Source organism: Halorussus salinus (assembly GCF_004765815.2).
In the GTDB taxonomy this organism is placed as follows: Archaea; Halobacteriota; Halobacteria; order Halobacteriales; family Haladaptataceae; genus Halorussus; species Halorussus salinus.
This window is the reverse complement of the sequence record NZ_SBIS02000011.1, coordinates 230,771-253,356: the sequence shown is the minus strand read 5'-3', so window position 1 is coordinate 253,356 and position 22,586 is coordinate 230,771. Positions and strand designations below refer to the sequence as shown.

Here is a 22,586-nt window from a genome sequence, read left to right as displayed (position 1 = left end):
GTTTGTCATCGTACCGCATACTGCCCCGCCGATTCCGTCCGCGTCTCGGCGGGTTCGGAGACCGACGCTCGCGGAGGGTGCCCGAGTACGATGAGTCCTCGGCGACGTTAGAATTAGGTGACGTATAAGTAGGTTCAGATACGACATGTGTGTCAATGAATCCCGAGTTTACTGCTCTCGTCGAACCCGACGGCGTCCGCGCCACGGACCCCATCGAGCGCACGCAGTTCGACCTGCACGCCTCCTCGGCCGTCTCGCCGGAGGTGGCGGACACGGACGCGTTCTACTTCCCGGTCGATACCGCGGTGTCCGTCCGGACGGACTCGCTCCGGACCACGAAGGGTCTCGACGTGTACGTCAGAGACGACGCGGGCGAGATGGTCGGGCAGTCCAGCGGCGGGTCCGAACTCGACCTCCCGGCCGACGCGTACAACCTCGAACTCGCCAACACGCAGATGAAGGTGTACCTCGCGGTCGAGAGCGAGGTCGCCATCTCGGGAAGCACCGAAGCGGTCGAACTCTCGTTCGGCGACGAGACCACCGTCGAGGTCGGCGCGCGCTCGCTCCACCAGACTCCGGCGGGGACGATTACGGTTCCCGACGACACCGGGGCGCTGATGGACGCCGTGTCCCTCCTCGGGTCGGCGCTCAAGACGACGACCTGCGAGCGGTCGTTCCCCACGTTGCGCGGCCACCCGCCGTTGCTCGAACCCGGCGAGGAGTTCCGCGTCGAGGGGGACATCGAGCGGCCCGAAACGGGGGTCAAAATCGAGGTTCCCGACGAGCGCGAGGCAATCTACGCGGTCGCGCCGCTGGCGTTCTACCTCGGCGCGAGCGTGGTGCCGGGCGACGACCCGCGCCTGCTCACCGACGAGTTCAGCCACTCGCTCGACGCGCCCGGCGGACTCGAAGCGGGAGTCCGGCGCGTCCTCCAGCAGGTGTTCTTCCTCGACTGCGTGACGCGGACCGAGGGCTACTACGAGGTGGACCTGCGGGAGCGAAAGCGACTCGAACCCGACGTTGACCTCGACTTCGAGTCGCTGTACGACGAGCCGCTGGCCGAACAACTCCGCCGGTATCTCGACGTTCCCTTCGAGGTGGTCGAACCCCACCTCCCGCAGTGGAAGGTCACGATGGACGTGTCGCCGACCCACGAGAACGTCGCGGTCCTCCCGTTCGCCGCGGACGAACTCGCGTTCGTCAGGTGTCCCGACCAGCCCGACCCGTCGGTGGTCGAGCCGGAGCCGAGCGAGTTGGAGGCGTTCTACCGCTCGGCCGACGACGGCGAGGCTCCCGTGAGCGACGTGATTCAGCCCGACCCGGCCGACACCATCGAACACGTCTGGGTCGGCGACGAGATGCCCATCGGCGCGAGCAAGGCGACGCCCGAGGCGCTGAAGCGTCGCCTCGACGCGACGCCGAAACACCACATCTCGGTGGACGTGGTGTGCAACGACGAGCGCATGCGCGAGGAGGACGTGGTCGGCGACATCTACGGCACGCGGGACCTCTACGACTTCGACGTGTCGCTCCACAACGACCTGACGACCGAGGAGCTACGGGACCTGCTGGAATCCGGCACGGACTTCCTGCACTACATCGGCCACGTCACCGACGAGGGCATCGAGTGTGCCGACGGGATGCTCGACGTAGCGGACCTCGAAACGTCCGGCGTCCGCGGCTTCATCCTCAACGGCTGTCGGTCCTACGAGCAGGGCGAGACGCTGGTCGAGAAGGGCAGTCAGGTCGGCGTCGTCACGCTGACCAAGGTGGGCAACGACCCCGCGACGGACGTGGGCAAGGAGTTGGCGCGCTTGCTGAACCACGGGTTCTCGATGCAGAGTGCCTTGTCGGTGGTGACTGATGTAAGTACGTTTGACCGTCAGTATGTTGTTGTCGGCGATGGTAGTACTGATTTAGTCCAGCCGAAGTGTGGTACGCCTAGCCTTATTACAGCTGATTCCAGCGAGAAAGGACAGATTTCGTTGGAACTTGACCCGTATCCTTCGTTGAGTCTTCCTTTAGGTTCACTTACTAATATAAAACTCGGAAGGGAGGCAGTCTCTTCTCTTAATTCCTCATTTGTCCAAGAAACGGTCAATATTGAGGCTCTTAATGAGTACTTTGACGATCAGACAAGCCCCGTCCAAATCGACGGTGAAATCTGTTGGACTGACGAAATCACCGGGGAGGATATTTAAGGTCCGGGAGTAGTACAAATACCACAACTCAGTGGCGCGATAGGGTCTGTCAGATATGTTCCCGCAGAAAATATCGCCCCAATCGCCCACGGATGCCGCTTTAGCCACCTCTCGATTTTGCCTCTGAGCATACCCGTACTCGGACAACCAAGTAAAAAATACTTTCCTTAAATTTGATACCTAGAACTAAATACAAGTTGTTAGCTGTTTCTCGTTCACGCGACTTCTCGTCGCGGTCGGCGCTCGAAACGCCGTGTTAGTGCTATTATACCTACAGGTAGAGTAACAAATTTTAAATCATACATAGTCGTCTATAGCCAATATGAGCGACGATTCGAGCGACGTGCCGATAGCGCACATCCGCCGAAAACTCAGACGGATGAAACGAAACGGCTGTAACCTGCTCGTGACCGGCAACGTCCGCGAGGAGGTCTCCCAGCGCGCGACCCGGAAGCTCCTCGGGTCACCCGAGGAGTCCCGGACGCGACTCCTCGGGCTGACCGACCACGGCCGCGAGGACGCGCCCGACCTCCTGCCCGGCGACGTTCGCGCGACCGACCACCGAGTCCACTTCGCCGAATACGATATCGGGGCGCGGACCGCGAGCGCCGCGACGCCCGCCGAGGCCGACTCCTCGGCGACCGACGCCGCGGCGTTCGAGACCGATTCGGCGTCCGACTCCGATTCGGCGGTCGAAACCGACTCGTCGGCGGCCGCGCGCGACCTCGGCGAGTTCCGGGGCGCGCTCTGCGACGCCATCACGACCGCGAAAATCGGCCGGTCAGGGTTCGAACCCGCCGAACTCCGCATCTCGGTGTTCACCCTCTCGTATCTCCTGAACCGCCACGACACCGCGGCGGTCGAGCGGTTCGTCGGCGCGGTCGGCGACCACGTCCGCGGCGTCGATGGGATGGCCCACTACCACCTGCCGGTCGCCGACGACTCCAAGCCGGTCCGGCGGCTCTCCTCGCTGTTCGACGCCCGAATCGAACTCCGCGAGAAACACGGCCGTCCCGAGCAACGCTGGCACTTCCCCGACGACGACGTGCGGACCGTCTGGGTCGGACTGTAGTCGGCACTCCTCGTCGCTCACTTTCGTCGCTCGTCCTCGTCGCTTACTCCGGTCTGAGAAATTGCCGGGAAACCGGAAAAGAGTCCAGTTGTTCCCTCTCGGTCACTATGTCTGTACTATTGATAAGAAGCAGCGAAATCTCAGCTATTTCAGTAATATTAAACCAAAACTACAGCTATCTCGAATGGGTCGCGACTACCTCCTCTTTAAGAGGTGTCTTATGGATAATATTTATAGAAGAAATAGATGAGTTAATAAAATCTATTACTATTTGATAAGAAACTGCTGAGTCACAGTCAACGCAGTGTTTTCCCTCTGAGTTCTGCTCGAATTTGGCCTCTATAGTTGCAGTAGATTCGTCACTAGGTCCGTGCGATTCAATGGCTGTCTCATAGCATCCTTTCGGGAGTGCGGCAGTGCCGGTAATCTTCACGCCGGATCCACTCCAGTCTGCCTGTGTATTCGGCTCACTCCCGCCGCACTGTGCGCCGCTCCAAGTAAACGTTGACTCTAATTTAGGTTCTGCTCTATTATCTTTGAAGAATGAACTACAACCCGTGAGACACGTCATAGTTCCGACTCCTGATAGACGAACGACTGTTCTTCGATCCATAGAAATTTCTACGAATTACCAACATAAAAAGATTTGTTAATATTCCAATAGAAAAGATAGTTATATACTTGAAATTCATAAAGTTATAAGCATATAATATGTTATTGGTGTAATATGAATCGTAGAAGATTCATAAAATCGATTGGCGGTACCGGACTCACAATCAGCGCTCTTAGCACGTCAACTGTTTCAGCCTCGTCCGAAAAGGGCGTGTATGATGTCCTGAAACGGCTTCTCCAAAACGGAAAGACCGAGCAAGCAAACAAGCTCTGTGACCAACACGGAATCAACTACAATTATAACACGACACAATTCTCCCGTAAATCCAAGACGATCAATAAAATGTCTGACGGCGACGTATCGACTCAGAAGCGATTCGCCGACCCCGACAACGATCCTGACTCAACTATCAGTCTCGGAGCATACTCCGTCGGTAACGACAATAATGATGGTCGTCAACATTTCGTTTTCAACTGGGATCTCGCATCTGCGACCGGCCTTGATTGTCATGGGCCTTACGACGGTGCTGCGATCTCATTCTCGGAGGATATTTATCGAAATGTTGATGGTGCCCGGAGCGGTTCTAAGGGGCTTATTGCCGACAAGAAGCCGACTGTACACGGTTACTATGCCAAACTCAGGACAGGAACCCAAGTCGCTTCGTATACGCCGGAAAATGGCTTCATTGAATGTGAAGTGGACGCGCGAGATGATGAACACGGGGCCGATACTACCATTTACGGTCAATTCATTCACACTTGGGACCCCTTCTGCGCACCGTCTAATTGGAGTGTGAGCTGGGGACTCCCCGGAGCTAACGAGTTCAACGTCGGCATTACTGGTAGTGCTCGAAAATGGGACGCGTATGTAGACACCGCCCACACCGCAGTAAAGTAACTCCAGTAACGGTATTCATACACTCATTTTTATATAGCCGATACCGAACCGCTAAAGGGCGTGTAGGCGTCCGTTATGGTATAATGAAGACGCTCGGCACGGCGAGTGCGGCCCCCGGCGAGATGGACACCGGGCGGTTGCAGGTCGGCGAAACGCGCGACGGCGGCGACTTCGGCCTCCCGGTCGCGGTACTCAACGGCGCGACCGACGGCCCGACGCTGTACGCACAGGCGGTCAGCGACGGCGACGAACTGAACGGTCTCGGCGTCCTCCAGCGGGCGATTCCCCAAATTCCGCCCGGAGACCTCTCGGGGACGATTCTCGTGGTCGGCATCGTCAACTACCACGCGTTTCAGGTCGCCGAACACCGCAACCCCATCGACGACACGAAGATGAACCGCACCTACCCCGGCGACGAGTCGGGGACCTCCAGCGAGCGCATCGCGGCCGCCACCTTCGAGGCCGCCTCGCGGGCCGACCTGATTTTGGACCTGCACCAAGGCTCGACCAGTCAGATGCTCAACGAGGTCCGCGTCCGCTGTGGCCAGCGCCACCGCCTCCACGACGAGTGTCTCGAACTCGCCAAGGTGTTCGGTTGTGGCCACATTTTGGACCAGAAGGGACCGGACGGCCAACTCGCCCGCGCCGGACCCGACGAGGGCATCCCGACCATCGACCCGGAACTGGGCGGCTGTGTCGGCTGGGACGACGAGAGCATCCAGTACGGCGTCGAGGGCCTGTTCAACGTCCTGCGCTACTACGGCTTCCTCGACGGCGACGTGGACCTCGCGCCCCAGACCCGCGCGACGGGCTTCGACCGCTACGGGTCGCCCTCGGGCGGTCTCGTCCGCTTCCGGAAGGAGTTGGGCGACCGGGTGGATGTCGGCGACCTCCTCTTCGAAATTACCGACCCCTTCGGCCAACTCAAGGCGGAAGTGACCGCCGACGACCGCGGCGTCTTCTGGCGCTCGCGCCGCCTGCCCCAAGTGGCGACCGGCGAGTACGTCTGTTCGGTCGGCACCGACGTAGACGAGTTCTGAACGTCCGCTCGCTCCCGTTACCGACTCCCGACGCGCTCGTTCTACTCGACTCGCTCGTTTCGCCGCTTGTAGACCGCGACCATCTGTCGGAAGAACACGAGCATGAGAACCATCGAGACGACGGTCCCGATGACTGTCCCGACGAGTCGCCGTCGAACTGCCGCCCGAATCGTGAACAGGACGACCGGCGCGCTCAACGCGACGAACAGTCCTTCTCGGGAGAACGGGGACTCCTCGTCCAGCCACGCGCGCTCGCCGAGGACGACGCGGGTCGCCCACGCCTCGTCGTCCTCCGGCGACGGACTCGACAGCGTCACCCCGACCACGACGAGCAACGTCGCGGCGAACAGCGAACCGTCGCGCCGGTAGAGCGCCGCCACCAGCGTCGGGAACGCCGCCACGGCGGTCCAGACGCTCCGGGAATTTGCGTGGCCCGACCAGAAGTAGCGTTCCGCGAACCCGTCGTCCCAATCCACGTCGCTCATGTCCTCGCCGACGCACGTGAGGGGGATAAACGTCCCGAGCGCAGAGCATCCCGAGCGCGGAACCTCACGAGCGCAGTCCTCGTCCGACAACTATTGATGCCCGAGTACGACAGTAGCGAGTATGCCGACCGACCTCGCCTGTCCCGACTGCGGCCGGAGCTACGACGCCGGGCCCGACGAACCGTGGCGGTGTGACTGCGGCCATCCCCTCGAATTCGCCGACCGTCCGCGACCCGACCGCCCCGCACCCGACTTCGCCGAGTTGGACACTCGCGCCGGACTCTGGGCCTTCGAGGAGTTCCTTCCAATCCCGCCCGAGGTCACGCTCGGCGAGGGGTTCACGCCGCTTCAGGACGCCTCCACCGCCCTCGACGCCACCGATTCGACCGACGCGCCCGACTGGGGGGAGAACGTCCAGTTCAAGCTGGAGTACGTCTTTCCCTCGGGAAGCTTCAAGGACCGCGGCGCGACCGCGACGCTCTCGCGCGCCGCGCAACTGGGCGTCGAGAAGGTAGTCGAGGACTCGTCGGGCAACGCGGGCGCGGCCATCGCGCAGTACGCCGCGCGGGCGGGCATCGACGCCGACATCTACGTCCCGGCCGACGCCAAGGCCTCGAAACTCGCGGCCATCGAGCGCGTCGGCGCGACCCCGATTCGCGTCGAAGGCACCCGGCAGGACGTGACCGACGCCTGCATCGAAGCAGTCGAGTCCAAGAGCGGGGGCGGCGACCCCGAGGAGGACGGGGACGAAACGGGCTGGTACGCCAGCCACGCGTGGAACCCCGCGTTCTTCGCGGGCACGGCGACCTTCGCCTTCGAGGTCGCGGCACAGCGCGACTGGGCGGTGCCCGACGCCGTGGTCACGCCGCTGGGTCACGGCACGCTCTTTCTCGGAGCCTACCGGGGCTTTCGCGCTTTGAAGGACGCTGGCTGGACCGACCGGATGCCGCGGCTCCTCGGCGCGCAGGCCGCCGGATACGCGCCCATCGCCGCGGAACTCCACGGCGAGGAGGCCGCCGCGGGCGACAACTCGGTCGCCGACGGCATCCAGATTCTCGACCCCGCCCGGAAGGACCAGATTCTCGACGCCATAGCGGAGACCGGCGGCGACGCCATCGCGCTCGACTCGGACGCAGTAGCGGACGCGCTCGACCGCCTCCACCGCGGCGGGTTCTACACCGAACCGACCTGCGCGGTCGCGCCCGCCGCCCTCGCGCGGTTCCGCGAGCGCGGCGTGCTGGACGACGACGAGGATGTGGTAGTGCCCCTGACCGGGAGCGGACTGAAATCATGAGCGGTGACGAAGCGTGACTACCTATCCGGCGGACTTCTGTCCGCACTGCGGAGCGGCGCTCTCGACCCGCGAAATCGAGGAGCGCGACCGGCAGTTCTGCCCGGACTGCGAGCGCGTCGTCTGGCGAAACCCCGTCCCCACCGCGGGCGTCGCCGTCGTCGGCGACGAGGGCGTCCTGTTGACCGAACGCGCGGTGGAGCCGGGCGTCGGCGACTGGGCCGTCCCCGGCGGTCACCTCGAACTGGACGAGTCCCCCGAGGAGGCGGCGGCCCGCGAACTCCGCGAGGAGACCGGCCTGCGGGCCGACCCCGAGGACCTGCGACTCCTCGACACGTTCTCGGTCACGCAGTTCGAGGGGAAACGAGTCGTCTCCATCGGGTTCGCGGTTCGGCGCGAGGAGACCGACGGCGAACCGCACGCGGGGACGGAGGTGACGGACGTGGGATGGTTCACGCCCGACTCGTTCGGCGAGACCGGTGAGGCGTTCTTGCCGCCCCACGGCGAGCGATTCCGGAAGGCGTGGGACCGTCTCGGGTAGCTACTTCTCTGGGTGAATCGGCGCGTCGAAGCCGCCCCGGACCAGCGGCTTGGCGATGTGCCTGCGGGCTTCCGGGGGGACTTCGTACCACCCTTCTTCTAGCTCCCGCTCGACCTCGCGCTCGATTTTCCCGTCGGCGGTCGTCTTGCAGTCCCGACACCGATACCCCTGCCCGGCCCCGGCGCTCTTCATCGACCGGCCGCACTCGGGGCAGTCGGGCGTGACGAGTTCGGTCCGGTCCAACGCTCGCACCGCGAACTTTTCGAGTTTGAGGGTGCCGTTCGAGACTTCGCCGCAGGCCGCGATGCGGTCGCCGACCCGGAGGTCCCGCACTCTGTCGCGGAAGCGTTTCGTCGGCTCGAAGGCGGCACACCGGAGCGTCGGACTCTCGTCGTCGGCCGATTCCGGAGCTTCGAGCGCGAAGAAGACGTGGCCTCCTCGGCGGGTCTCGGGCTCCTCGGCGACCGTTCCCTCGACGCGGTAGGCGCGGCCGTCTTCGACCGCATCGAAACCGTCGGCGTCCCGGAGGTGGGCGTCGGTGCCCTGATTCGTCACGAACAGCGCGCGCCGCGAGACCGGTTCGCTCTCGATGGCCTCGGCGACCTCCCGGACGGTTTCGGGATCGTCGCCGCGAATCCCGTGGAGGATGGGACCGGGCGTGTGAGGGACGCAGACCAACTCGCCGGTCTCGCGGTCCACGGTGTCCCACGCCGCGGGGTAGGCCGCGGTCGCGGCGTCGAAGACCGACTCGGGGTCCACTTCTCGGGGCGTCCCGACGCGCTCGGGGTCCCGGTACGAGATGCACTCGTAGGTCCAGTCCGCGCCCGTTTCGGCGCTCGCCTCGTCTCCTCCGCCGAACGCCGACCACGCGCCGACCGCCGCCAAGGCCCCGATTCGCCCCCGGCCGAGCTTCCAGCCCTCGCCGCGGTAGCCCGCGGTCTCGATTCGCTCCTCGGCCTCCTCGATGGCGAGGCGGTCCCGGACCGCGCGGCGGGCGAAGTCGGCGACCGATTCGGGCACGTCGCCGGGGTTACCCGGCGCGACGACCAGACCGGGGTTGGTCCGCCGGTCGTCGGTCTCGGCGACTCGGGCGACCTCCTCGCGGGCGAGTTCGAAGGCTCGCTCGGGGTCGGCGTCGGTGTGGACCGCGAGCGCGGCGTTCCCGCGGGTCTTGTGTTCGACCGCGGGGTTGAGTCGGACGAGGAGTGCCCGCTCGACGTTCGCGCCCTCGTCCCCGTCGGCACCTCCGGTCTCGCGCAGGCGGTCGGCGATTACGGCCGCGAGGTAGGTGGTACACATCCCTCGCTCGCGGGAGTCGGTGTCGTCCACGCCGATGACAGTCACGGCTCCTCGTTGGTGCGTGTCGGATTAACGACTTTCGGAGCGGTCGCGTCTATCGTTATCAAACTACCGCCGCTCGCCCGGCCAATCGCAAGCAGGAGCGGCGATACAGTCAGCACAATGCATATATAGGGGAATCACTTACATGGGGATATGTCCCGGTCTGCACTGGTCGGGAACGTGACCGCGATGCTTGAGGACGCAGGATTCACGGTCAGCGACCGGTGCGCGATTCGACCGAAGAGCTTCGACGTGGCCGCCCGACGCGGACGCGACCTCCTCTTGCTGAAGGTGCTGGCGAACGTCGATGCGTTCGACGGTACCACCGGTCTAGAGATGCGACGACTCGGCGAGTACCTCAGCGCCACGCCGGTCGTCGTCGGCCTCCGAACCCGCGACGAGGAGCTAGAACCGGGCGTCGTCTACTTCCGACACGGCGTCCCGGTGTTGAGTCCCGACACCGCGATGGAACTGTTCGTCGAGGGCATGTCGCCGCTGGTCTACGCCGCGCCCGGCGGCCTGTACGTCAACATCGACGGCGACGTGTTGCGCGACGAGCGCGAGAAGCGCGACTGGAGCCTCGGCCGTCTGGCCTCCGAGTTGGGCGTCTCGCGGCGCACCGTCTCGAAGTACGAGGACGGCATGAACGCCAGCGTGGACGTGGCGCTCGAACTCGAAAACATGTTCGAGGGCGACCTCACCAGTCCCGTGGACGTTCTCGACGGGGCCGACGAGGTCCGCGAGGGCGAACCAACCCCCGACGACCCCGAGCCGGAGGACGACGACGAGCGCATCGTCACGGTCCTCACCCGCGCTGGCTTCGAGGTCCATCCGACCGTCCGCGCGCCGTTCAAGACCGTCAGCGAGGACAACTCCAGCGAGGAGAACGTGCTGACCGGCCACTCGGCGTTCACCAAGGCGGCCGAGAAGCGCGCCCGCATCATGTCCTCCATCGGCGAGGTCGCCCGGACGCGCTCGGTCTACTTCGTGGACGAGGCCAAGCGCGAGAGCGTGGACGGCACCGGCTTGGTCGAGCGCGAGGAGTTGGAGGACATCGACGACCCCGACGAGTTGCGGGACCTGATTCGGGAGCGCGGCGAGGAACCGGCCTGATCGCTCTCGTCTCGTTTCTTTCACTCTCCGCAGAAAACAGCGATTCGAGCCGTCAGGCCGCGCCGTCGCCGTAGGTCTCTTCGAGGTACTCCACGATGTCGTCGCTCTCGGGCATGCCCTCGACGCCGTTGTCCCTGTCCACCAGCACGGGCACGCCGGTCTGACCGCTGACCTCCTCGACTTCGGTGCGTTCCGAGTGCGACGAGGGGACCATGTGGGACTCGTAGTCGAGTCCGAGTTCGTTGAGTTTGTCTACCACTTTCGCGCAGTACGGACAGCCGTCGAGTTCGTACAGTTCGAGGTTCGCCATGTTCGCTAGTGGGGCTTTGAGCGGCAAGAGCGTGGTGGTCCCGGAAGGGCGTGACGTGATCTCGGACAGTTCTTTCTCGCAGAGATATCGGAGAGCAAGCGATTGCCGGTTTCGGCCGAGAGACGGACCCCCTCTACTGATTTCGAATCTGAGACAGACGACAGTGCAGAGAAGCGAGCAGTTGCCGACTCCAATCGTACCGCACAGTACCGCGACCGCACCTCGTCCTCCCCAACCGCCTGCGCTTCTCGCTTCGCTCCGATGCTCGGCCCTCGCGCGGAATAGCGCGGCGCACGAACGCGCCGCGTCGCACGCGCCGGAGTCGAGGGTGTCGTCAAGCGTGAGTAAACTTCTGTCCGAAATCGCTACTCCACCGGTCGCCGGACGCGACGCACGAGCCGCGAAACGCCGCGTCGAATCCGGCGTCGCTGGTAGACCGCCTCGCCGAGACCCCACGCCAGCGCGAGGCCCCCGGCCAGAATCGCGCCGAGGAACTCCCAACTCGTCATCCAGACCGGGCGAATCCACGGCGTGACGTGCGCCCACGTCCGGGCGAACTCGTCGGCCTGCGCTTCTATCGGGGTCTCCTTGAACGTCGCGGTCAGCCAGAACGAGACCGTCTTGGTGCCCTTCCCCGAGACCTTCAGGCCGCTCCCGCTGAGGTTGTAGTCGCCCGACTTTCCGAGGTCGCGCATCGTCGGCCCGCCCGGTTCGTCGCCGTAGGGGATTCGCTCCACGTCGTAGGGTGCCCACGGCGCGTGGAACTCCCAGACGACCTCGCCGCTCGGCGTCACCTCGAAGACGCGGTGGTGCATCGTGTCCACGACCAAGGTGTTGCCGTTCGGGAGTCGGTCGGCGTCGCGGGGCCAGTTCAGTCCGCGGGTGCCGACGCTCCACGTCTCGGTCCACCCGCTTCCGACCGGTGCGTCGGCGTCGGTCTTGGCGTACTCCACGATGCGGTCGTTCTCGCTGTCGGCGACGAGCATCGTCGGAGTCCCGTTCTCGCTTTCGAGGTACTGCGGATTGTGCTGTTCGTAGAGGGTGTCGTGGTCGCCGTCGCTCCCGAGTCGCATTGTCACCTCGTCCGTCGAGCGGTTCACGACGATGACTTGGTCGAAGTTCCGCGGCGAGACCAGATACTCGCCCTCGCCGATTTTGTCCACGTCGTTGACGTGGGTCCAGTCGGCCTTCCCGCCGCCGCCCGACGCCGGGTAGCCGTGTTCCTCGAACTCCCACTCCCAGACCGTCTCGTCGGTCTCCATGTCGTGGACGAAGATGCGGTCGTTGCGGTTCGGCGCGCGCATGTTGGCGACGAGCAACTGGTCGCCGTTGATGAGGTCCACGTCGTGGGTGTCGTGGATGTCCAGTCGCTCGGTCCAGACGCGTTCCTGCGTTTCGGGGTTCAACTCGTAGACCAGCGTGGCGTTGGGCGTCGTCGCCGTCACCAGCAGGTGCCCGTCGTCCATCGGGTCCACGTCGTAGAACCAGCGGGCGTCGAAGCCCGACCCGTCGTGGACCCATTGGACGTTCCCGCGGGGACCGACCGCGACGAGGCGCGCTGGCTTGTCCTCGTTGGCCATGCCTTGGAAGTGGAAGCCCTGAATCGAGATGACGGTCGTGCCGTTCGCGGGGTCGTCCACCGACGCCCGCAGGTTCGTCGGGTTCTCGGTCGTGGCGAGATGCGTCGCGCCGGAGATGGCCGCGGGCGCGACCAGCGAGACGACCAGCAGGGCCGCGACGCCGCGGATGACCCATCGGCGCGAGAGCGCGCGCAACGAATGGATGAGTGAGGGCAGGTTCATGTCACCGTGAACGAAGGCGGCGGGATTAAAACTGGGGCCTTCGGCTCGAACTGCTCCGCCTCGCCGAAATCCTCGCACGTTGATGGGTGGCTTCGTGGCGCGCGATGTGGAGCGTGTTCTTATTTGACTGGTGTACGGACCCGCAACGTCTAGCCTGAATCTTCAACTCGTTCGGCGGCGTGTCCAGCGTATGGACGACGAACCGCTCAACCACATCGACCGCCGAATCCTCCACCTCTTGCAGGTGGATGCACGAGGCAAGCGTGATACCGACATCGCCGAGGAGACGGACGTGACCGGCACGACCGTAGCGAACCGCATCGAACGCCTCGAAGACCGAGGCATCATCCGCGGCTACCACCCCGAAATCGACTACGAGGAGGCCGGGTATCCGCTCGTCATCCTGTTCGTCGGTACCGTCCCAGTCACGGAACGGAAAACGATTGCCGACCAAGCCCGTGACGTGTTGGGTGTCGTGGACGTGAAACAGTTGCTCTCCGGCGAAGAGAACATCCACGTTCAAGCCGTGGCTGAATCGACAGACCGTATCGAACAAATCACCGAAGAACTCGATAGTATCGGGCTTCAGATTCATCGAAGCGACATCATCTCCGAGCATACGACCCAACCGTGGGACCACTTTCACATCGAGGTCGCCGAAGACGAGGAGTAGCCTGACTACGGGGTAGCAGAATTGAAATACTGAACCTATCTACCGACCCCTCGCTAATTTCTCTCCGTTAACTTGGGAATGTAAAGCGGCTCTGTCCGACTACTTGACTCAGCCAAAATCTCACAAATACCAAATAAAAAACACTTATGCGATTCGCGCATCTGCATTGTATCGTGACCGGGGGACTCAATACCAAGGATCTGAACCGGACGTTCGACCTGCTCTCGAATCCACGGCGTCGATACGTCTTGTACTACTTAGTCAACCGTTCCGACCCGGTAGAAATCGAGACCCTCGCTTCCGAACTCGCCACGTGGGAGGCCGGTGACACCGCTACGAGCGTCACCGACGAGACCGTTCGGAGCATACAAATCGCGCTCCATCACGTACACGTTCCCAAACTCGAAGACGCGGGTGTCGTCGCGGTCAATTCCGAGTCGAGAACCGTCGAACTGCGTGACACGGACGGCCTCGACCCCTTCTTGACCGACGCCGTCGATATCGAGCGGAACGAACCGCTTGCCGCTGACGATTGAACGACGCCGATGGTGCGGTAGTCCCTTTAGCCGGTCCCGAACGAATCGACCGCTCAGACCGGGAGTCGGTCGGCGAAGCTCTCGAACTCGCCGTCGTCTACGCCGTAGCCGACGATGCGCCGCCCGTTACGCGAGAAGGAGGCGTACTCCGGGGACTTCACGCCGATTACCTTGTCGGCGGGAATCGAGACGTAGTCGTACTCGTCGGTCGCCACTTGGTCGAAGCCGACTACCCAGTCCCAGTCCTCGATGATGAACGCGGCGTCTACCTGCGTGGCCTCCTCGTCGGCGTAGTAGATTTTGGCAATCGTCTCCTCGGCGACCTGCGGACTGTCGTATTCGCTCATTGTCGAAGTCTAAGTCGTCAGATAACGATATAAGTGTTTCCGCAGGGAGAGAACGTCTCGCAGGGAACGACTGCGGAAAGGGAACTGCCGCGTTTCAGACGTTGCCCTGCAACATCCCGCTCGTCCGGACGAAGAAGTACAGGACGAACGCGGCCGCCAGCGCCCAGTGGCCCGGCCGGGTGTCGTCGAGTTCGCCCGCGGCGGCCTTGACGATGGGGTAGGAGACGATGCCCGCGGCGATGCCGTAGGCGATGGAGAACGCGAAGGGCATCAGCAGAATGGTCATGCCCGCGGGGACGACGTTGGTGATGTCGCTCCAGTCGATGTCGACGACGTTCTGGAACATCACGACGCCGATGACCACCAGTGCGATGTGGGAGGCGTACATCGGAACCGCGGCCGCGATGGGGATAAACGCCAGCGCCGCGATGAACAGGATGGCGACCGTCAGCGCGGTCATGCCGGTCCGACCGCCCTCCTCGACCCCCGAAGCCGACTCGATGTATGTTGTGACCGTCGAGGTGCCGAGCATCCCGCCGACGGTGGTCCCGATGGCGTCGGCCATCAGCGGTCGGTCGATATCGGGGAGGTTACCGTTCTCGTCGAGGAAGCCAGCGATTTGCGAGACGCCCGTGAGGGTCCCCGCGGTGTCGAAGAAGTCCACAAAGAAGAACGTGAAGACGATGAGCGCGAACGAAAAGGCCTCGATGTTGCCGAGGCCTGTGAGGAAGGCCCCAGCGAGGGGCGCGATGTTGTATGTCGTCTGTGTCGAACCGGGAGTCAGCGTGCCGCTGGCCACGAGGCCGGCCCACTCTGCGCCGTAGCCGAGTGCGGACGTGAACAGGATGCCGAGGATGATGGACCCCGGAACCCCGCGAGCGTAGAGCGCGAAGGTCACGAACAGGCCGACGATGGAGACGATGGCGACTGGACTCTGGCCGATCTGGGCGAGCGCGACGATGGTCCCGGCGTCGCCCGTGATGATGCCCATCGCTTCGAGGCCGATGATTGCGAGGAAGAGTCCGATACCCGTGCCGACCGCGAGCTTCACGGGTTCGGGGAAGATTCGGATGACGTACTCGCGCGCTCCGACTGCGGTGAGCGCGATGAAGACGATGCCCTCAACCACTACAGCCGCCAGCGCGGTCTGCCACGCGACGCCCATCCCGAGGACGACGGTGAACGCGAAGAAGGCGTTCAGGCCGAGTCCCGGCGCTTGTGCGAACGGTCTGTTCGCGTAGAACGCCATCACCAGCGTCGCCACCGCTGCCGAGATGAGCGTCACGACGGCGAGCATCGACTGAGTCTGGCTCGTGGAGTACCCCTGTAGCTGGATAGCCTGCGCGAGGATTTGGGGGTTGACCACGACGATATAGCTCATCGTCAGGAAGGTGGTCAGCCCGGCGAGAACCTCCGTCCGAAGGTCTGTGCCCTGTTCTTCGAAGCCGAAGTACTCCGCGAGCGCGCCGGTCGCACCCGAGTCGGAGCGCGAATCACTCGTTTCTTCGATTCCCATGTTGCACGAGTGAGCATACTCTCGAACGCGTACTTAACGATTCCCATCGAATCTCGACAGATATACACAAACTTGCATGGATTCGTGCCCGAAACCCGTGAGAAAATCGAAAACTCTGCACGGACGTGCCTACGTCTCGGCGGCGAGTCGCCCCCTCGTTCGGAATCTCCGGACGGCGGGCGGCGGACGAGGGACGACGAGGAGAATGACGCCTCGCCGCGCCGGTCGGGCTACTCCTCGAAGGTCGTCAGCGCGCCCACCGGAGCCTCCGTCCGGCCCTTCGCGCGGTCCAGTCCCTCGTCCCCGGCCGCGATGAGCGCGAAGACGCCGCCCACGTGGGCGTCGGCGCGGTCCACGATGTCCAACAGGAGTTCTTGGGTCTCGCCCGACCGAATGAGGTCGTCCACGACCAGCACGGTCTCGCCCGCGTCGATGGCCGACGCCGGGAGGTAGTACGTGAGTTCGATTCCCGACTGGAGTCGCTGGCGGGATTCGATGAACTCCTCGACGGCGGTCTCCTTGGACTTCTTGGCGTAGGCGACGCGGGCGTCGAAGTTCCGGGCCATCGCGGCACCCAAGGTAATGCCGTCTGTCGCCGCGGTCAGCACCACGTCGGGGCGGTCGAAGCCCAGCGTCTCGGCGGCGACGGGGGCCACGAGGTCCAGAAACGACTGGTCGAAGACGACACCGGAGTTGTCCACGTACCCCTCGTCGTCCACTCGAATCCGGGCCTCCAACTCGGCGGCGAGTTCGTCGCGGCCGACGCCGCCGACTATCTCCTCGGCGCGGTCCACGCTCGGCAGGACGTGACCGTTGACGTAGCGGTTCAGGTCGCCCGCGGGCAGGTCGGTCACCTCGGCGAGTTCGTCGTACGTTCGGGTCTCTTTCAGCATCCGGAGGACGGCGACCGCCTGCAACTGCAAGGTCGCCTTCTCTGCGCGATTCATGTTCTGTGCGGTCGTATTCCACGAACTTGAATAGACCGATAGGAGAGCGCGAAGATTTCGGCAGAACTACGCAATCGTGAGGTTTCCCGGAGTATTCGGGAGGACCGACTTCCCCCACTGCGCTCGGTGACACATCTACCAGCCTCGGCGGACTGAAAGGGCGAGCGCGGTTCGCGGGCCTCCGGCCCGTGGTCGTCTCGGCGCGGCCAGTATTCGACGCGGCGAGCGACGCGAGACGCGAGAATATCCCGCCGAACGACCGCGAACCGCACGAGGGCTTTCGATACCTCGTTGCTAGTTTCCGTTTAGACGGTACGGACGGACTCCGAAACCGGAATCCAGAGCCGAACTATTCGGCGTCGAGGAGTTCGCTCGCGGTCAACAGCGACTCCAACTCCACGTCGTGGGCGGCCAGATTCTCGGCCGCGCCCTCTTCGCGGTCCACGACCACGAGGACGCGGTTCACCGTCGCGCCAGCGTCGCGCAGGGCCTCCACGGCGTCGGCCGCGCTCTGGCCGGTCGTGGCGATGTCTTCGAGGACGACGACCTCCTCGCCCTCGTCCAGTCGGCCCTCCACGAGGTTGGCCGTGCCGTAGTCTTTCTGCTGTTTCCGGGCGATGACGTAGGGCGTGCCGGTCTCGACGCTCGTGACCGCGACGAGCGGGACGCCGCCCAGCGCGACGCCCGCGAGTTTCGTGTCGCCGACCTCCTCGGCGAAGGCTTCCGCGATGAGTTGCAGGCAGTCGGGGTCGGTCTCGAAGAGGTACTTGTCCACGTAGTAGTCACTCGTGCCGCCGTGGGAGAGTTCGAACTCGCCGTATTTAACCGCGTCAGCGTCTCGGAGTGCCGCGATTAGCTCTTCGTTCGTCATGTAGAAACCTCGGGGCGGCGGGCGTGAAAAGCAGTTCCGTTTGCCGCGGCGCGCGGTCGGCGTTCCCGGTCCGGGACGCGCGGTCGGTGTTCACGGTTCGGGGCGCGCGGTCGGTGTTCACGGTTCGGGGCGCGCGGCGGAACTCCTCGGTTTCTGGCGAGCGACCGCGCCTATCGGTCCGCGCCGGACGGCTCGACCCACTCGTCGGCCCAGTCTTCGAGTTCCGAGAAGACCGGACAGAGCTGGCGGCTCTTGTCGGTCAGGCTGTAGTAGGTCGCGATGGGTTTCTCCTCGACGCGCCGGTTCACGAGGCCGTCGGCCTCCAAGTCGTCGAGGACCCGCGAGAGCGTCCGGGAACTCGCGTCGGTCGAACGCTGGAGTTCGTTGAACCGCTTCTCGCTGTCGCCGTGGAGGTCGTGGAGGACGACGAGTCGCCACTGCGAGCCGATCTGCTCGATGGCCTCTACGACCGGGCAGGCCCCGGCGTTCTTGCTCTCGGTCGCGTCGGTCTGGGAGTGCATCGAGGACATGGGTGGTAACTATCTTCTCTGTTCCGCGGTGGCTCACAAATAGGTTCCGTTCGGAAGTAGGTAACGAGACGAAACCAACTGTTCGAACGACAGTGACGACTCGTCGGCGATGCGGCGGCAGTGCGTTGTGAGGTGGAGCAATCCCAGTGGCGGTACAGTGTAGTTGCAGTAGCAGAGCGGTTGCGGTTCACGCCACCGACTCACCGCGAGCGAGGGAGCGAAGCGACCGAGCGAGTGGGCCAAGGAATCCCTCGACGCCGCGCCGAGCGAAGTGAGGCGCGACAGAGAGGGTGACGCAGGCTTTTTGGTGGAGCTTTTTATCGTGGGGGTCGCCATCGGCGACCCCCCACGCGATAAAATGGTCCTTTACCACGGCTCGTCTTTCAGTCCCAGCGCGTACGCGATGGCGTTCGTCGCCAGATGCAACAGCGGCGTCACGACCACGACGACCGCCAGCACCGGCAGGGTGAACACCTCGCCGAACCACTCCGGCGCGGCGAGAAACGCCAGCAGGAGCGCGAACACCACGAAGTCGAGTTGGTCCACGCCGGGGAACGCCGCGCCGCGCTGGCGGCCGGTCCGTCGCTTGAGGAACGACGCCGCGATGTCGCCGAGCATTGCGCCCGCCGGGAGCGCCAGCAGGACCGCGACCGGGAACGTCGGCAGGCTCACGCCGAGTAGGTCCGAGGAACTCGGTTCGACGGCGTTGAGGAGCGCCCCGAGGAGCGCCCCGACCAGAATCCCCATCGCGGTGCCCCGCCACGTCTTGCCGTCGCCGAGGAGTCGGCGGCCGTTCAACGTCCGTCCGCCGTCGATGGGCCGACCCCCGCCCGCCAGCACCGCGGCGTTGTTCGGGACGTACGCGGGCAACATCGCCCACAGCGCGATTACGACAGTCTCGAAGACACCCATACGTCCACACGCGAACGCGGGGACCTTAACGCGGGCGGTTCTCGGGAGGCGACTCGTGGTCTCGTCGTCGGTTCGGTCGTCTCGTCTTCGAGCCGGACACGTTCGATTCCGAGGGCGACCGGTTCGTTCGTGTCGGAATCGCTGGCGGCGAATCGGCTAAGTTAAAGACCCATCGGTCACAACCCCCGACTAATGATACCACCCATCGCGAGTAAGTTCGTCGCCGGGGAGTCACCGGCCGAGGTCCTCGAACACACCCGCGACTTGAACGACCGGAACGTGAAGGGAATCCTGAACTTGCTCGGGGAACACTACCACGAGCGCGCGCCCGCCGACGAGGACGCCGAGGCGTACCTCCGACTCGTGGACGACATCGAGAGCGCGGCGGCCGAGGCGTGCATCTCGGTCAAGCCCTCGCAGGTCGGTCTCGATGTGGGAACCGAGGTCTTCCACGAGAACGTCGAGCGCATCGCGGACTACGCCGCCGACCGCGGCGTGTTCGTCTGGATAGACATGGAGGACCACGACACGACCGACGCGACCCTCGACATCTTCGAGAAACTCGCTCGCAAGCACGAGGGCGGCGTCGGCGTCTGCGTGCAGGCGAATCTGAAACGCACCGACGACGACTTGGCGCGCCTCGCGGACCTCCCCGGCAAGGTCCGACTCGTCAAGGGTGCCTACGACCCACCCGCCGAAGTCGCTTACAAGGAGAAGTCGGAGGTCAACGCCGCCTACGAGCGCCAACTCGAATACATGTTCGAACACTTCGACGGTGGTATCGCGGTCGGGAGCCACGACCCCCGGATGATAGAGCGCGCCACGGAACTCCACGACGAGTACGGCACCGACTTCGAGATTCAGATGCTGATGGGCGTCCGCGAGGAGGCCCAGACCGACCTCGCCGACGAGTACGAGGTCTGGCAGTACGTCCCCTACGGCGACAAGTGGCTGTCGTACTTCTACCGGCGCGTGATGGAGCGCAAGGAGAACCTGCTGTTCGCGGCTCGGGCCGTCCTCGGCCGGTAGGACGGGGCTCCTCGGGCCGACCCGACCGTCCGAACTACGAAGAGAGATACTGTATTTTAAACGTATAGTACCAAAATATATTTGTGTGTTAAATGGTAACAACGGACTGGAGGTGAACACATGGTCGACCTCTTCGCTTGGGGCTGTGGCTACCACTACGGTTCCAGTCAAGTGATCTGCTTGGGATAACGTCACCCGTCAGTCGAATCGTCTCCGAACAAGCCGCGGTCACGCACCGCTCTCGCCGACTTTCCCGTCGAAATTACTTCGGCCGACCGTTTCCGCGACGAGTTGTCCCGAAGCCAAAACGCACAGGTAGTGTGACGGATGCGCAGAGCCTTCTGGAGGAGAACCCGTAATCGGTTCGAGACCTTCGGCCGTGGGTACCACTACGGTTCCCACGAAGTAGTCTGCGCGTAGATCAATCCCGACGAGTAGGAGGAGTTCACAACGTCGCGGGCGGCCGCGACGCGACTCCTCGAAGTCCGAGTACCGGGCACTGTCCGCTCTGCTGTTCGACTACTTCCTCCGGCTGATTCGACGGACGAAAGACTGTATGTTATCGACAAACATGAAAATATTAGTGTGTCGAACGATAGCATGCAACTGGAGGTGAACACATGTTCGAAATATTCGCTTGGGGTTGCGGCTACTACGCCGGTGCTGGTGAAGTGGTCTGCTTGGGATGACCCCGCGCAGTCCAGTCGGATAGTGCGCCCAGTACGTCGCGGATGGTCGCCCGCGACGAGCGTCTCGCAGTCGGCCGCCGCGGAGACGTTCGGCCGATAACACCTAGTTTATAGACCTGCGCTCGGATACTCCGACCAAATGTCCTCGTGGAAGCGCGACGTTGCGAGCGGTCTCATCGTCCTCGCCCCCCTGATAGTCACGACGTACATCATCGCGTATCTGTACTCGCTGTTGGCGGGTCTGCCGTTCCTCGAACAAATCGACCCGTACGGACTCGGCGGTGGATTGGTGATTCCCTCGTCGGCGCTCCGAGTCACCATCGTCCTGCTGGTGTTCTCGATGCTGGTCCTCAGCGTCGGCTACATGATGCGGACCGCGGTCGGGTCGCTCGTGGAGAACGCCATCGACGGCCTGATGAACCAAGTCCCCGGCCTCCGCGTCGTCTACAACGCCTCGAAGATGGCGGCCGAGACGGCGCTCTCGGACACGACCGACCTGCAAGCGCCCGTCAAAGTGCAGGTCTGGGACGGGATGCGCATGACCGCGTTCAAGACGGGCAAAACGACTGACGACGGCCGCGAACTCCTCTTTCTGCCGACCGCGCCGAACATCACCACCGGGTTCGTGGTCGAAGTCGAACCCAGCGACTTCGAGGAGACCGACGAGAGCGTCGAGGACGCGCTGACCCGAGTCCTGAGCGCCGGGTTCGGCGAGACCAGCGAGTCGGGCATCCCCATCGACGTGGAAGACGAGAAAGAGACCAAATCGCCGCCACCTCAGTAGCGCGCGGCTCGCCGAAAAAATTCGTAATTGTCAGCTAGCTACTCGCCGACGTACTCGAACCACTCTTCGTAGTCGTCGGTCCGACGGTTCACCACGTCGAAGAACCGCGATTGAATCTCCTCGGTGACGGGACCGCGACCGCCCTCGCCGATTTCCACGTTGTCCACCTGCCGGATTGGCGTGACCTCGGCGGCCGACCCGGTGAAGAACAGTTCGTCGGCGGTGTTGAGTTCGCCCCGCGAGATGGTCGCTTGGTCGTGGACCTCGTAGCCCAACTCCTCGGCCAGCGTGATGACCGAGTCGCGGGTGATGCCGTCGAGGATGCTCTCGGCGAGGCCGGGGGTGAACAGTTCGCCGTCCTTGACCATGAAGAGGTTCTCGCCGGGACCCTCCGCGACGTTGCCCTCCTTGTTCAGGACGATGGCCTCCGCGAAGCCGTTCCGGCGGGCCTCCTCGCCAGCGAGCATGCTGTTGACGTACAGACCGGTGGTCTTGGCGTTGGTCGGAATCTGGCTGGAGGCGTGCTTGCGCCACGACGAGACCATGACCTCGACGCCGTTCTCCAGCGCCTCGTCGCCGAGATACGCGCCCCACGGCCACGCCGCGATGGCGGTCTTGGTCGGGCAGTCGCCCGGACTCACGCCGAGGCTCTCGTAGCCGTAGAACGCGATGGGCCGGACGTAACACGAGGCGAGGTTCTGCTCGCGGATGAGCGTCTTCGTCGCCTCGGTTAGCTCCTCGGGGTCGTGGTCGATTTCGAGGTCGTAGGGCTTGCAGGAGTCGTACAGTCGTTCGAGATGCTCCTCCCACCGGAAGAGGGCCGGTCCGTTCTCGGTGTCGTAGGCTCGAACGCCCTCGAACACGCCGCTCCCGTAGTGCAGGCCGTGCGTGAGGACGTGGATTTGCGCCTCGTCCCAATCGACGAACTCGCCGTCCATCCAGATCGTGTCCACGTCCATCTCGTCGAAGCTCATACGTGCGAACGAACGGAGGCCTCCGTTAAGAGTGTTCCAGATTCGTCACGGTCGATTACCCGAGTCGCCGCC

Annotated in this window: 23 protein-coding genes; 11 read left to right on the top strand and 12 right to left on the bottom strand. The window is 63.7% G+C overall.

Annotated features, from left to right (window positions below):
- Nucleotides 1–155: 155 nt before the first annotated feature.
- Nucleotides 156–2,201, top strand: coding sequence for a caspase family protein (locus EPL00_RS20640; RefSeq protein ID WP_135854757.1), 2,046 nt, complete (start codon nt 156–158; stop codon nt 2,199–2,201).
- 322 nt (nt 2,202–2,523) lie between these two features.
- Nucleotides 2,524–3,273 (top strand): DUF7504 family protein, encoded by a 750-nt coding sequence (locus tag EPL00_RS20635; RefSeq protein WP_135854758.1) that lies wholly within the window; start codon nt 2,524–2,526, stop codon nt 3,271–3,273.
- Nucleotides 3,274–3,448: 175 nt separating this feature from the next.
- On the opposite strand, the gene EPL00_RS20630 is transcribed toward EPL00_RS20635, so the two are convergent.
- Nucleotides 3,449–3,886, bottom strand: a complete 438-nt coding sequence (locus tag EPL00_RS20630) for a hypothetical protein (protein ID WP_135854759.1) — start codon at nt 3,884–3,886, stop codon at nt 3,449–3,451.
- A gap of 114 nt (nt 3,887–4,000) precedes the next feature.
- On the opposite strand from EPL00_RS20630, the gene EPL00_RS20625 reads away from it, so the two are divergent.
- Together EPL00_RS20625 and EPL00_RS20620 are read left to right on the top strand one after the other, a co-directional pair.
- Entirely contained in the window at nt 4,001–4,783 is a 783-nt protein-coding gene (locus EPL00_RS20625) for a hypothetical protein (protein WP_135854760.1), read from the top strand.
- 83 nt (nt 4,784–4,866) lie between these two features.
- Nucleotides 4,867–5,823, top strand: coding sequence for a succinylglutamate desuccinylase/aspartoacylase family protein (locus EPL00_RS20620; RefSeq protein WP_135854761.1), 957 nt, complete (start codon nt 4,867–4,869; stop codon nt 5,821–5,823).
- Between the two features lie 41 nt (nt 5,824–5,864).
- On the opposite strand, the gene EPL00_RS20615 is transcribed toward EPL00_RS20620, so the two are convergent.
- Nucleotides 5,865–6,308: a DUF6653 family protein gene (locus tag EPL00_RS20615; protein WP_135854762.1), complete on the bottom strand. Its 444-nt coding sequence runs from the start codon at nt 6,306–6,308 to the stop codon at nt 5,865–5,867.
- Nucleotides 6,309–6,429: 121 nt separating this feature from the next.
- On the opposite strand from EPL00_RS20615, the gene EPL00_RS20610 reads away from it, so the two are divergent.
- Entirely contained in the window at nt 6,430–7,602 is a 1,173-nt protein-coding gene (locus tag EPL00_RS20610) for a pyridoxal-phosphate dependent enzyme (protein WP_135854763.1), read from the top strand.
- A 13-nt stretch (nt 7,603–7,615) separates the two neighbouring features.
- A complete protein-coding gene (locus tag EPL00_RS20605; RefSeq protein ID WP_274381013.1) occupies nt 7,616–8,140 on the top strand; it encodes an NUDIX hydrolase in 525 nt (174 codons plus the stop codon).
- Here EPL00_RS20605 and EPL00_RS20600 read toward each other — a convergent pair whose 3' ends face one another.
- On the bottom strand, nt 8,141–9,484 hold the full coding sequence (locus EPL00_RS20600) for a tRNA(Ile)(2)-agmatinylcytidine synthase (RefSeq protein WP_135854764.1): 1,344 nt from the start codon (nt 9,482–9,484) through the stop codon (nt 8,141–8,143).
- Nucleotides 9,485–9,634: 150 nt separating this feature from the next.
- Here EPL00_RS20600 and EPL00_RS20595 point away from each other — a divergent pair, with 150 nt between their 5' ends.
- Nucleotides 9,635–10,594: a transcriptional regulator gene (locus EPL00_RS20595; protein WP_135854765.1), complete on the top strand. Its 960-nt coding sequence runs from the start codon at nt 9,635–9,637 to the stop codon at nt 10,592–10,594.
- A 52-nt stretch (nt 10,595–10,646) separates the two neighbouring features.
- Here EPL00_RS20595 and EPL00_RS20590 read toward each other — a convergent pair whose 3' ends face one another.
- Both EPL00_RS20590 and EPL00_RS20585 read right to left on the bottom strand, forming a co-directional pair.
- Nucleotides 10,647–10,904, bottom strand: a complete 258-nt coding sequence (locus tag EPL00_RS20590) for a glutathione S-transferase N-terminal domain-containing protein (protein ID WP_135854766.1) — start codon at nt 10,902–10,904, stop codon at nt 10,647–10,649.
- A gap of 365 nt (nt 10,905–11,269) precedes the next feature.
- Entirely contained in the window at nt 11,270–12,706 is a 1,437-nt protein-coding gene (locus EPL00_RS20585) for an aryl-sulfate sulfotransferase (RefSeq protein WP_135854767.1), read from the bottom strand.
- 190 nt (nt 12,707–12,896) lie between these two features.
- Between EPL00_RS20585 and EPL00_RS20580 the strand changes: the two genes are divergently transcribed.
- Both EPL00_RS20580 and EPL00_RS20575 read left to right on the top strand, forming a co-directional pair.
- Complete coding sequence (locus tag EPL00_RS20580) at nt 12,897–13,379, top strand: Lrp/AsnC family transcriptional regulator (protein ID WP_135854768.1); 483 nt, start codon at nt 12,897–12,899, stop codon at nt 13,377–13,379.
- Between the two features lie 173 nt (nt 13,380–13,552).
- Complete coding sequence (locus EPL00_RS20575) at nt 13,553–13,915, top strand: DUF7344 domain-containing protein (RefSeq protein WP_135854769.1); 363 nt, start codon at nt 13,553–13,555, stop codon at nt 13,913–13,915.
- A 53-nt stretch (nt 13,916–13,968) separates the two neighbouring features.
- Here EPL00_RS20575 and EPL00_RS20570 read toward each other — a convergent pair whose 3' ends face one another.
- The 6 genes from EPL00_RS20570 to EPL00_RS20545 all read right to left on the bottom strand — a co-directional run bounded on the left by EPL00_RS20570 (nt 13,969) and on the right by EPL00_RS20545 (nt 19,038).
- Nucleotides 13,969–14,262 (bottom strand): hypothetical protein, encoded by a 294-nt coding sequence (locus EPL00_RS20570; protein WP_135854770.1) that lies wholly within the window; start codon nt 14,260–14,262, stop codon nt 13,969–13,971.
- 94 nt (nt 14,263–14,356) lie between these two features.
- Complete coding sequence (locus tag EPL00_RS20565; protein WP_135854771.1) at nt 14,357–15,778, bottom strand: NCS2 family permease; 1,422 nt, start codon at nt 15,776–15,778, stop codon at nt 14,357–14,359.
- A gap of 230 nt (nt 15,779–16,008) precedes the next feature.
- On the bottom strand, nt 16,009–16,725 hold the full coding sequence (locus EPL00_RS20560) for a phosphoribosyltransferase family protein (protein ID WP_135854772.1): 717 nt from the start codon (nt 16,723–16,725) through the stop codon (nt 16,009–16,011).
- Between the two features lie 349 nt (nt 16,726–17,074).
- The gene (pyrE, locus tag EPL00_RS20555; protein ID WP_135854773.1) at nt 17,075–17,596 is read right to left on the bottom strand and encodes an orotate phosphoribosyltransferase; all 522 of its coding nucleotides are present in this window, start codon (nt 17,594–17,596) and stop codon (nt 17,075–17,077) included.
- Nucleotides 17,597–17,766: 170 nt separating this feature from the next.
- On the bottom strand, nt 17,767–18,126 hold the full coding sequence (locus EPL00_RS20550) for a winged helix-turn-helix transcriptional regulator (RefSeq protein ID WP_394352086.1): 360 nt from the start codon (nt 18,124–18,126) through the stop codon (nt 17,767–17,769).
- A gap of 366 nt (nt 18,127–18,492) precedes the next feature.
- A complete protein-coding gene (locus EPL00_RS20545) occupies nt 18,493–19,038 on the bottom strand; it encodes a CDP-2,3-bis-(O-geranylgeranyl)-sn-glycerol synthase (protein ID WP_135854774.1) in 546 nt (181 codons plus the stop codon).
- A 192-nt stretch (nt 19,039–19,230) separates the two neighbouring features.
- Here EPL00_RS20545 and EPL00_RS20540 point away from each other — a divergent pair, with 192 nt between their 5' ends.
- Both EPL00_RS20540 and EPL00_RS20535 read left to right on the top strand, forming a co-directional pair.
- Nucleotides 19,231–20,067, top strand: coding sequence for a proline dehydrogenase family protein (locus EPL00_RS20540; protein WP_135854775.1), 837 nt, complete (start codon nt 19,231–19,233; stop codon nt 20,065–20,067).
- Between the two features lie 828 nt (nt 20,068–20,895).
- Nucleotides 20,896–21,540: a DUF502 domain-containing protein gene (locus EPL00_RS20535; RefSeq protein WP_135854776.1), complete on the top strand. Its 645-nt coding sequence runs from the start codon at nt 20,896–20,898 to the stop codon at nt 21,538–21,540.
- Nucleotides 21,541–21,578: 38 nt separating this feature from the next.
- Here EPL00_RS20535 and EPL00_RS20530 read toward each other — a convergent pair whose 3' ends face one another.
- On the bottom strand, nt 21,579–22,514 hold the full coding sequence (locus EPL00_RS20530; RefSeq protein ID WP_135854777.1) for a branched-chain amino acid transaminase: 936 nt from the start codon (nt 22,512–22,514) through the stop codon (nt 21,579–21,581).
- Nucleotides 22,515–22,586 lie beyond the last annotated feature (72 nt).

Coding starts and splice junctions, on each gene's coding strand:
- EPL00_RS20570 (WP_135854770.1), bottom strand. CDS start 14,262: ATGAGCGAATACGACAGTCCGCAGGTCGCCGAGGAGACGATTGCCAAA.
- EPL00_RS20545 (WP_135854774.1), bottom strand. CDS start 19,038: ATGGGTGTCTTCGAGACTGTCGTAATCGCGCTGTGGGCGATGTTGCCC.
- EPL00_RS20585 (WP_135854767.1), bottom strand. CDS start 12,706: ATGAACCTGCCCTCACTCATCCATTCGTTGCGCGCGCTCTCGCGCCGA.
- EPL00_RS20550 (WP_394352086.1), bottom strand. CDS start 18,126: ATGTCCTCGATGCACTCCCAGACCGACGCGACCGAGAGCAAGAACGCC.
- EPL00_RS20580 (WP_135854768.1), top strand. CDS start 12,897: ATGGACGACGAACCGCTCAACCACATCGACCGCCGAATCCTCCACCTC.
- EPL00_RS20535 (WP_135854776.1), top strand. CDS start 20,896: ATGTCCTCGTGGAAGCGCGACGTTGCGAGCGGTCTCATCGTCCTCGCC.
- EPL00_RS20625 (WP_135854760.1), top strand. CDS start 4,001: ATGAATCGTAGAAGATTCATAAAATCGATTGGCGGTACCGGACTCACA.
- EPL00_RS20530 (WP_135854777.1), bottom strand. CDS start 22,514: ATGAGCTTCGACGAGATGGACGTGGACACGATCTGGATGGACGGCGAG.
- EPL00_RS20615 (WP_135854762.1), bottom strand. CDS start 6,308: ATGAGCGACGTGGATTGGGACGACGGGTTCGCGGAACGCTACTTCTGG.
- EPL00_RS20595 (WP_135854765.1), top strand. CDS start 9,635: ATGTCCCGGTCTGCACTGGTCGGGAACGTGACCGCGATGCTTGAGGAC.
- EPL00_RS20565 (WP_135854771.1), bottom strand. CDS start 15,778: ATGGGAATCGAAGAAACGAGTGATTCGCGCTCCGACTCGGGTGCGACC.
- EPL00_RS20610 (WP_135854763.1), top strand. CDS start 6,430: ATGCCGACCGACCTCGCCTGTCCCGACTGCGGCCGGAGCTACGACGCC.
- EPL00_RS20635 (WP_135854758.1), top strand. CDS start 2,524: ATGAGCGACGATTCGAGCGACGTGCCGATAGCGCACATCCGCCGAAAA.
- EPL00_RS20620 (WP_135854761.1), top strand. CDS start 4,867: ATGAAGACGCTCGGCACGGCGAGTGCGGCCCCCGGCGAGATGGACACC.
- EPL00_RS20560 (WP_135854772.1), bottom strand. CDS start 16,725: ATGAATCGCGCAGAGAAGGCGACCTTGCAGTTGCAGGCGGTCGCCGTC.
- EPL00_RS20630 (WP_135854759.1), bottom strand. CDS start 3,886: ATGGATCGAAGAACAGTCGTTCGTCTATCAGGAGTCGGAACTATGACG.
- EPL00_RS20540 (WP_135854775.1), top strand. CDS start 19,231: ATGATACCACCCATCGCGAGTAAGTTCGTCGCCGGGGAGTCACCGGCC.
- pyrE (WP_135854773.1), bottom strand. CDS start 17,596: ATGACGAACGAAGAGCTAATCGCGGCACTCCGAGACGCTGACGCGGTT.
- EPL00_RS20590 (WP_135854766.1), bottom strand. CDS start 10,904: ATGGCGAACCTCGAACTGTACGAACTCGACGGCTGTCCGTACTGCGCG.
- EPL00_RS20640 (WP_135854757.1), top strand. CDS start 156: ATGAATCCCGAGTTTACTGCTCTCGTCGAACCCGACGGCGTCCGCGCC.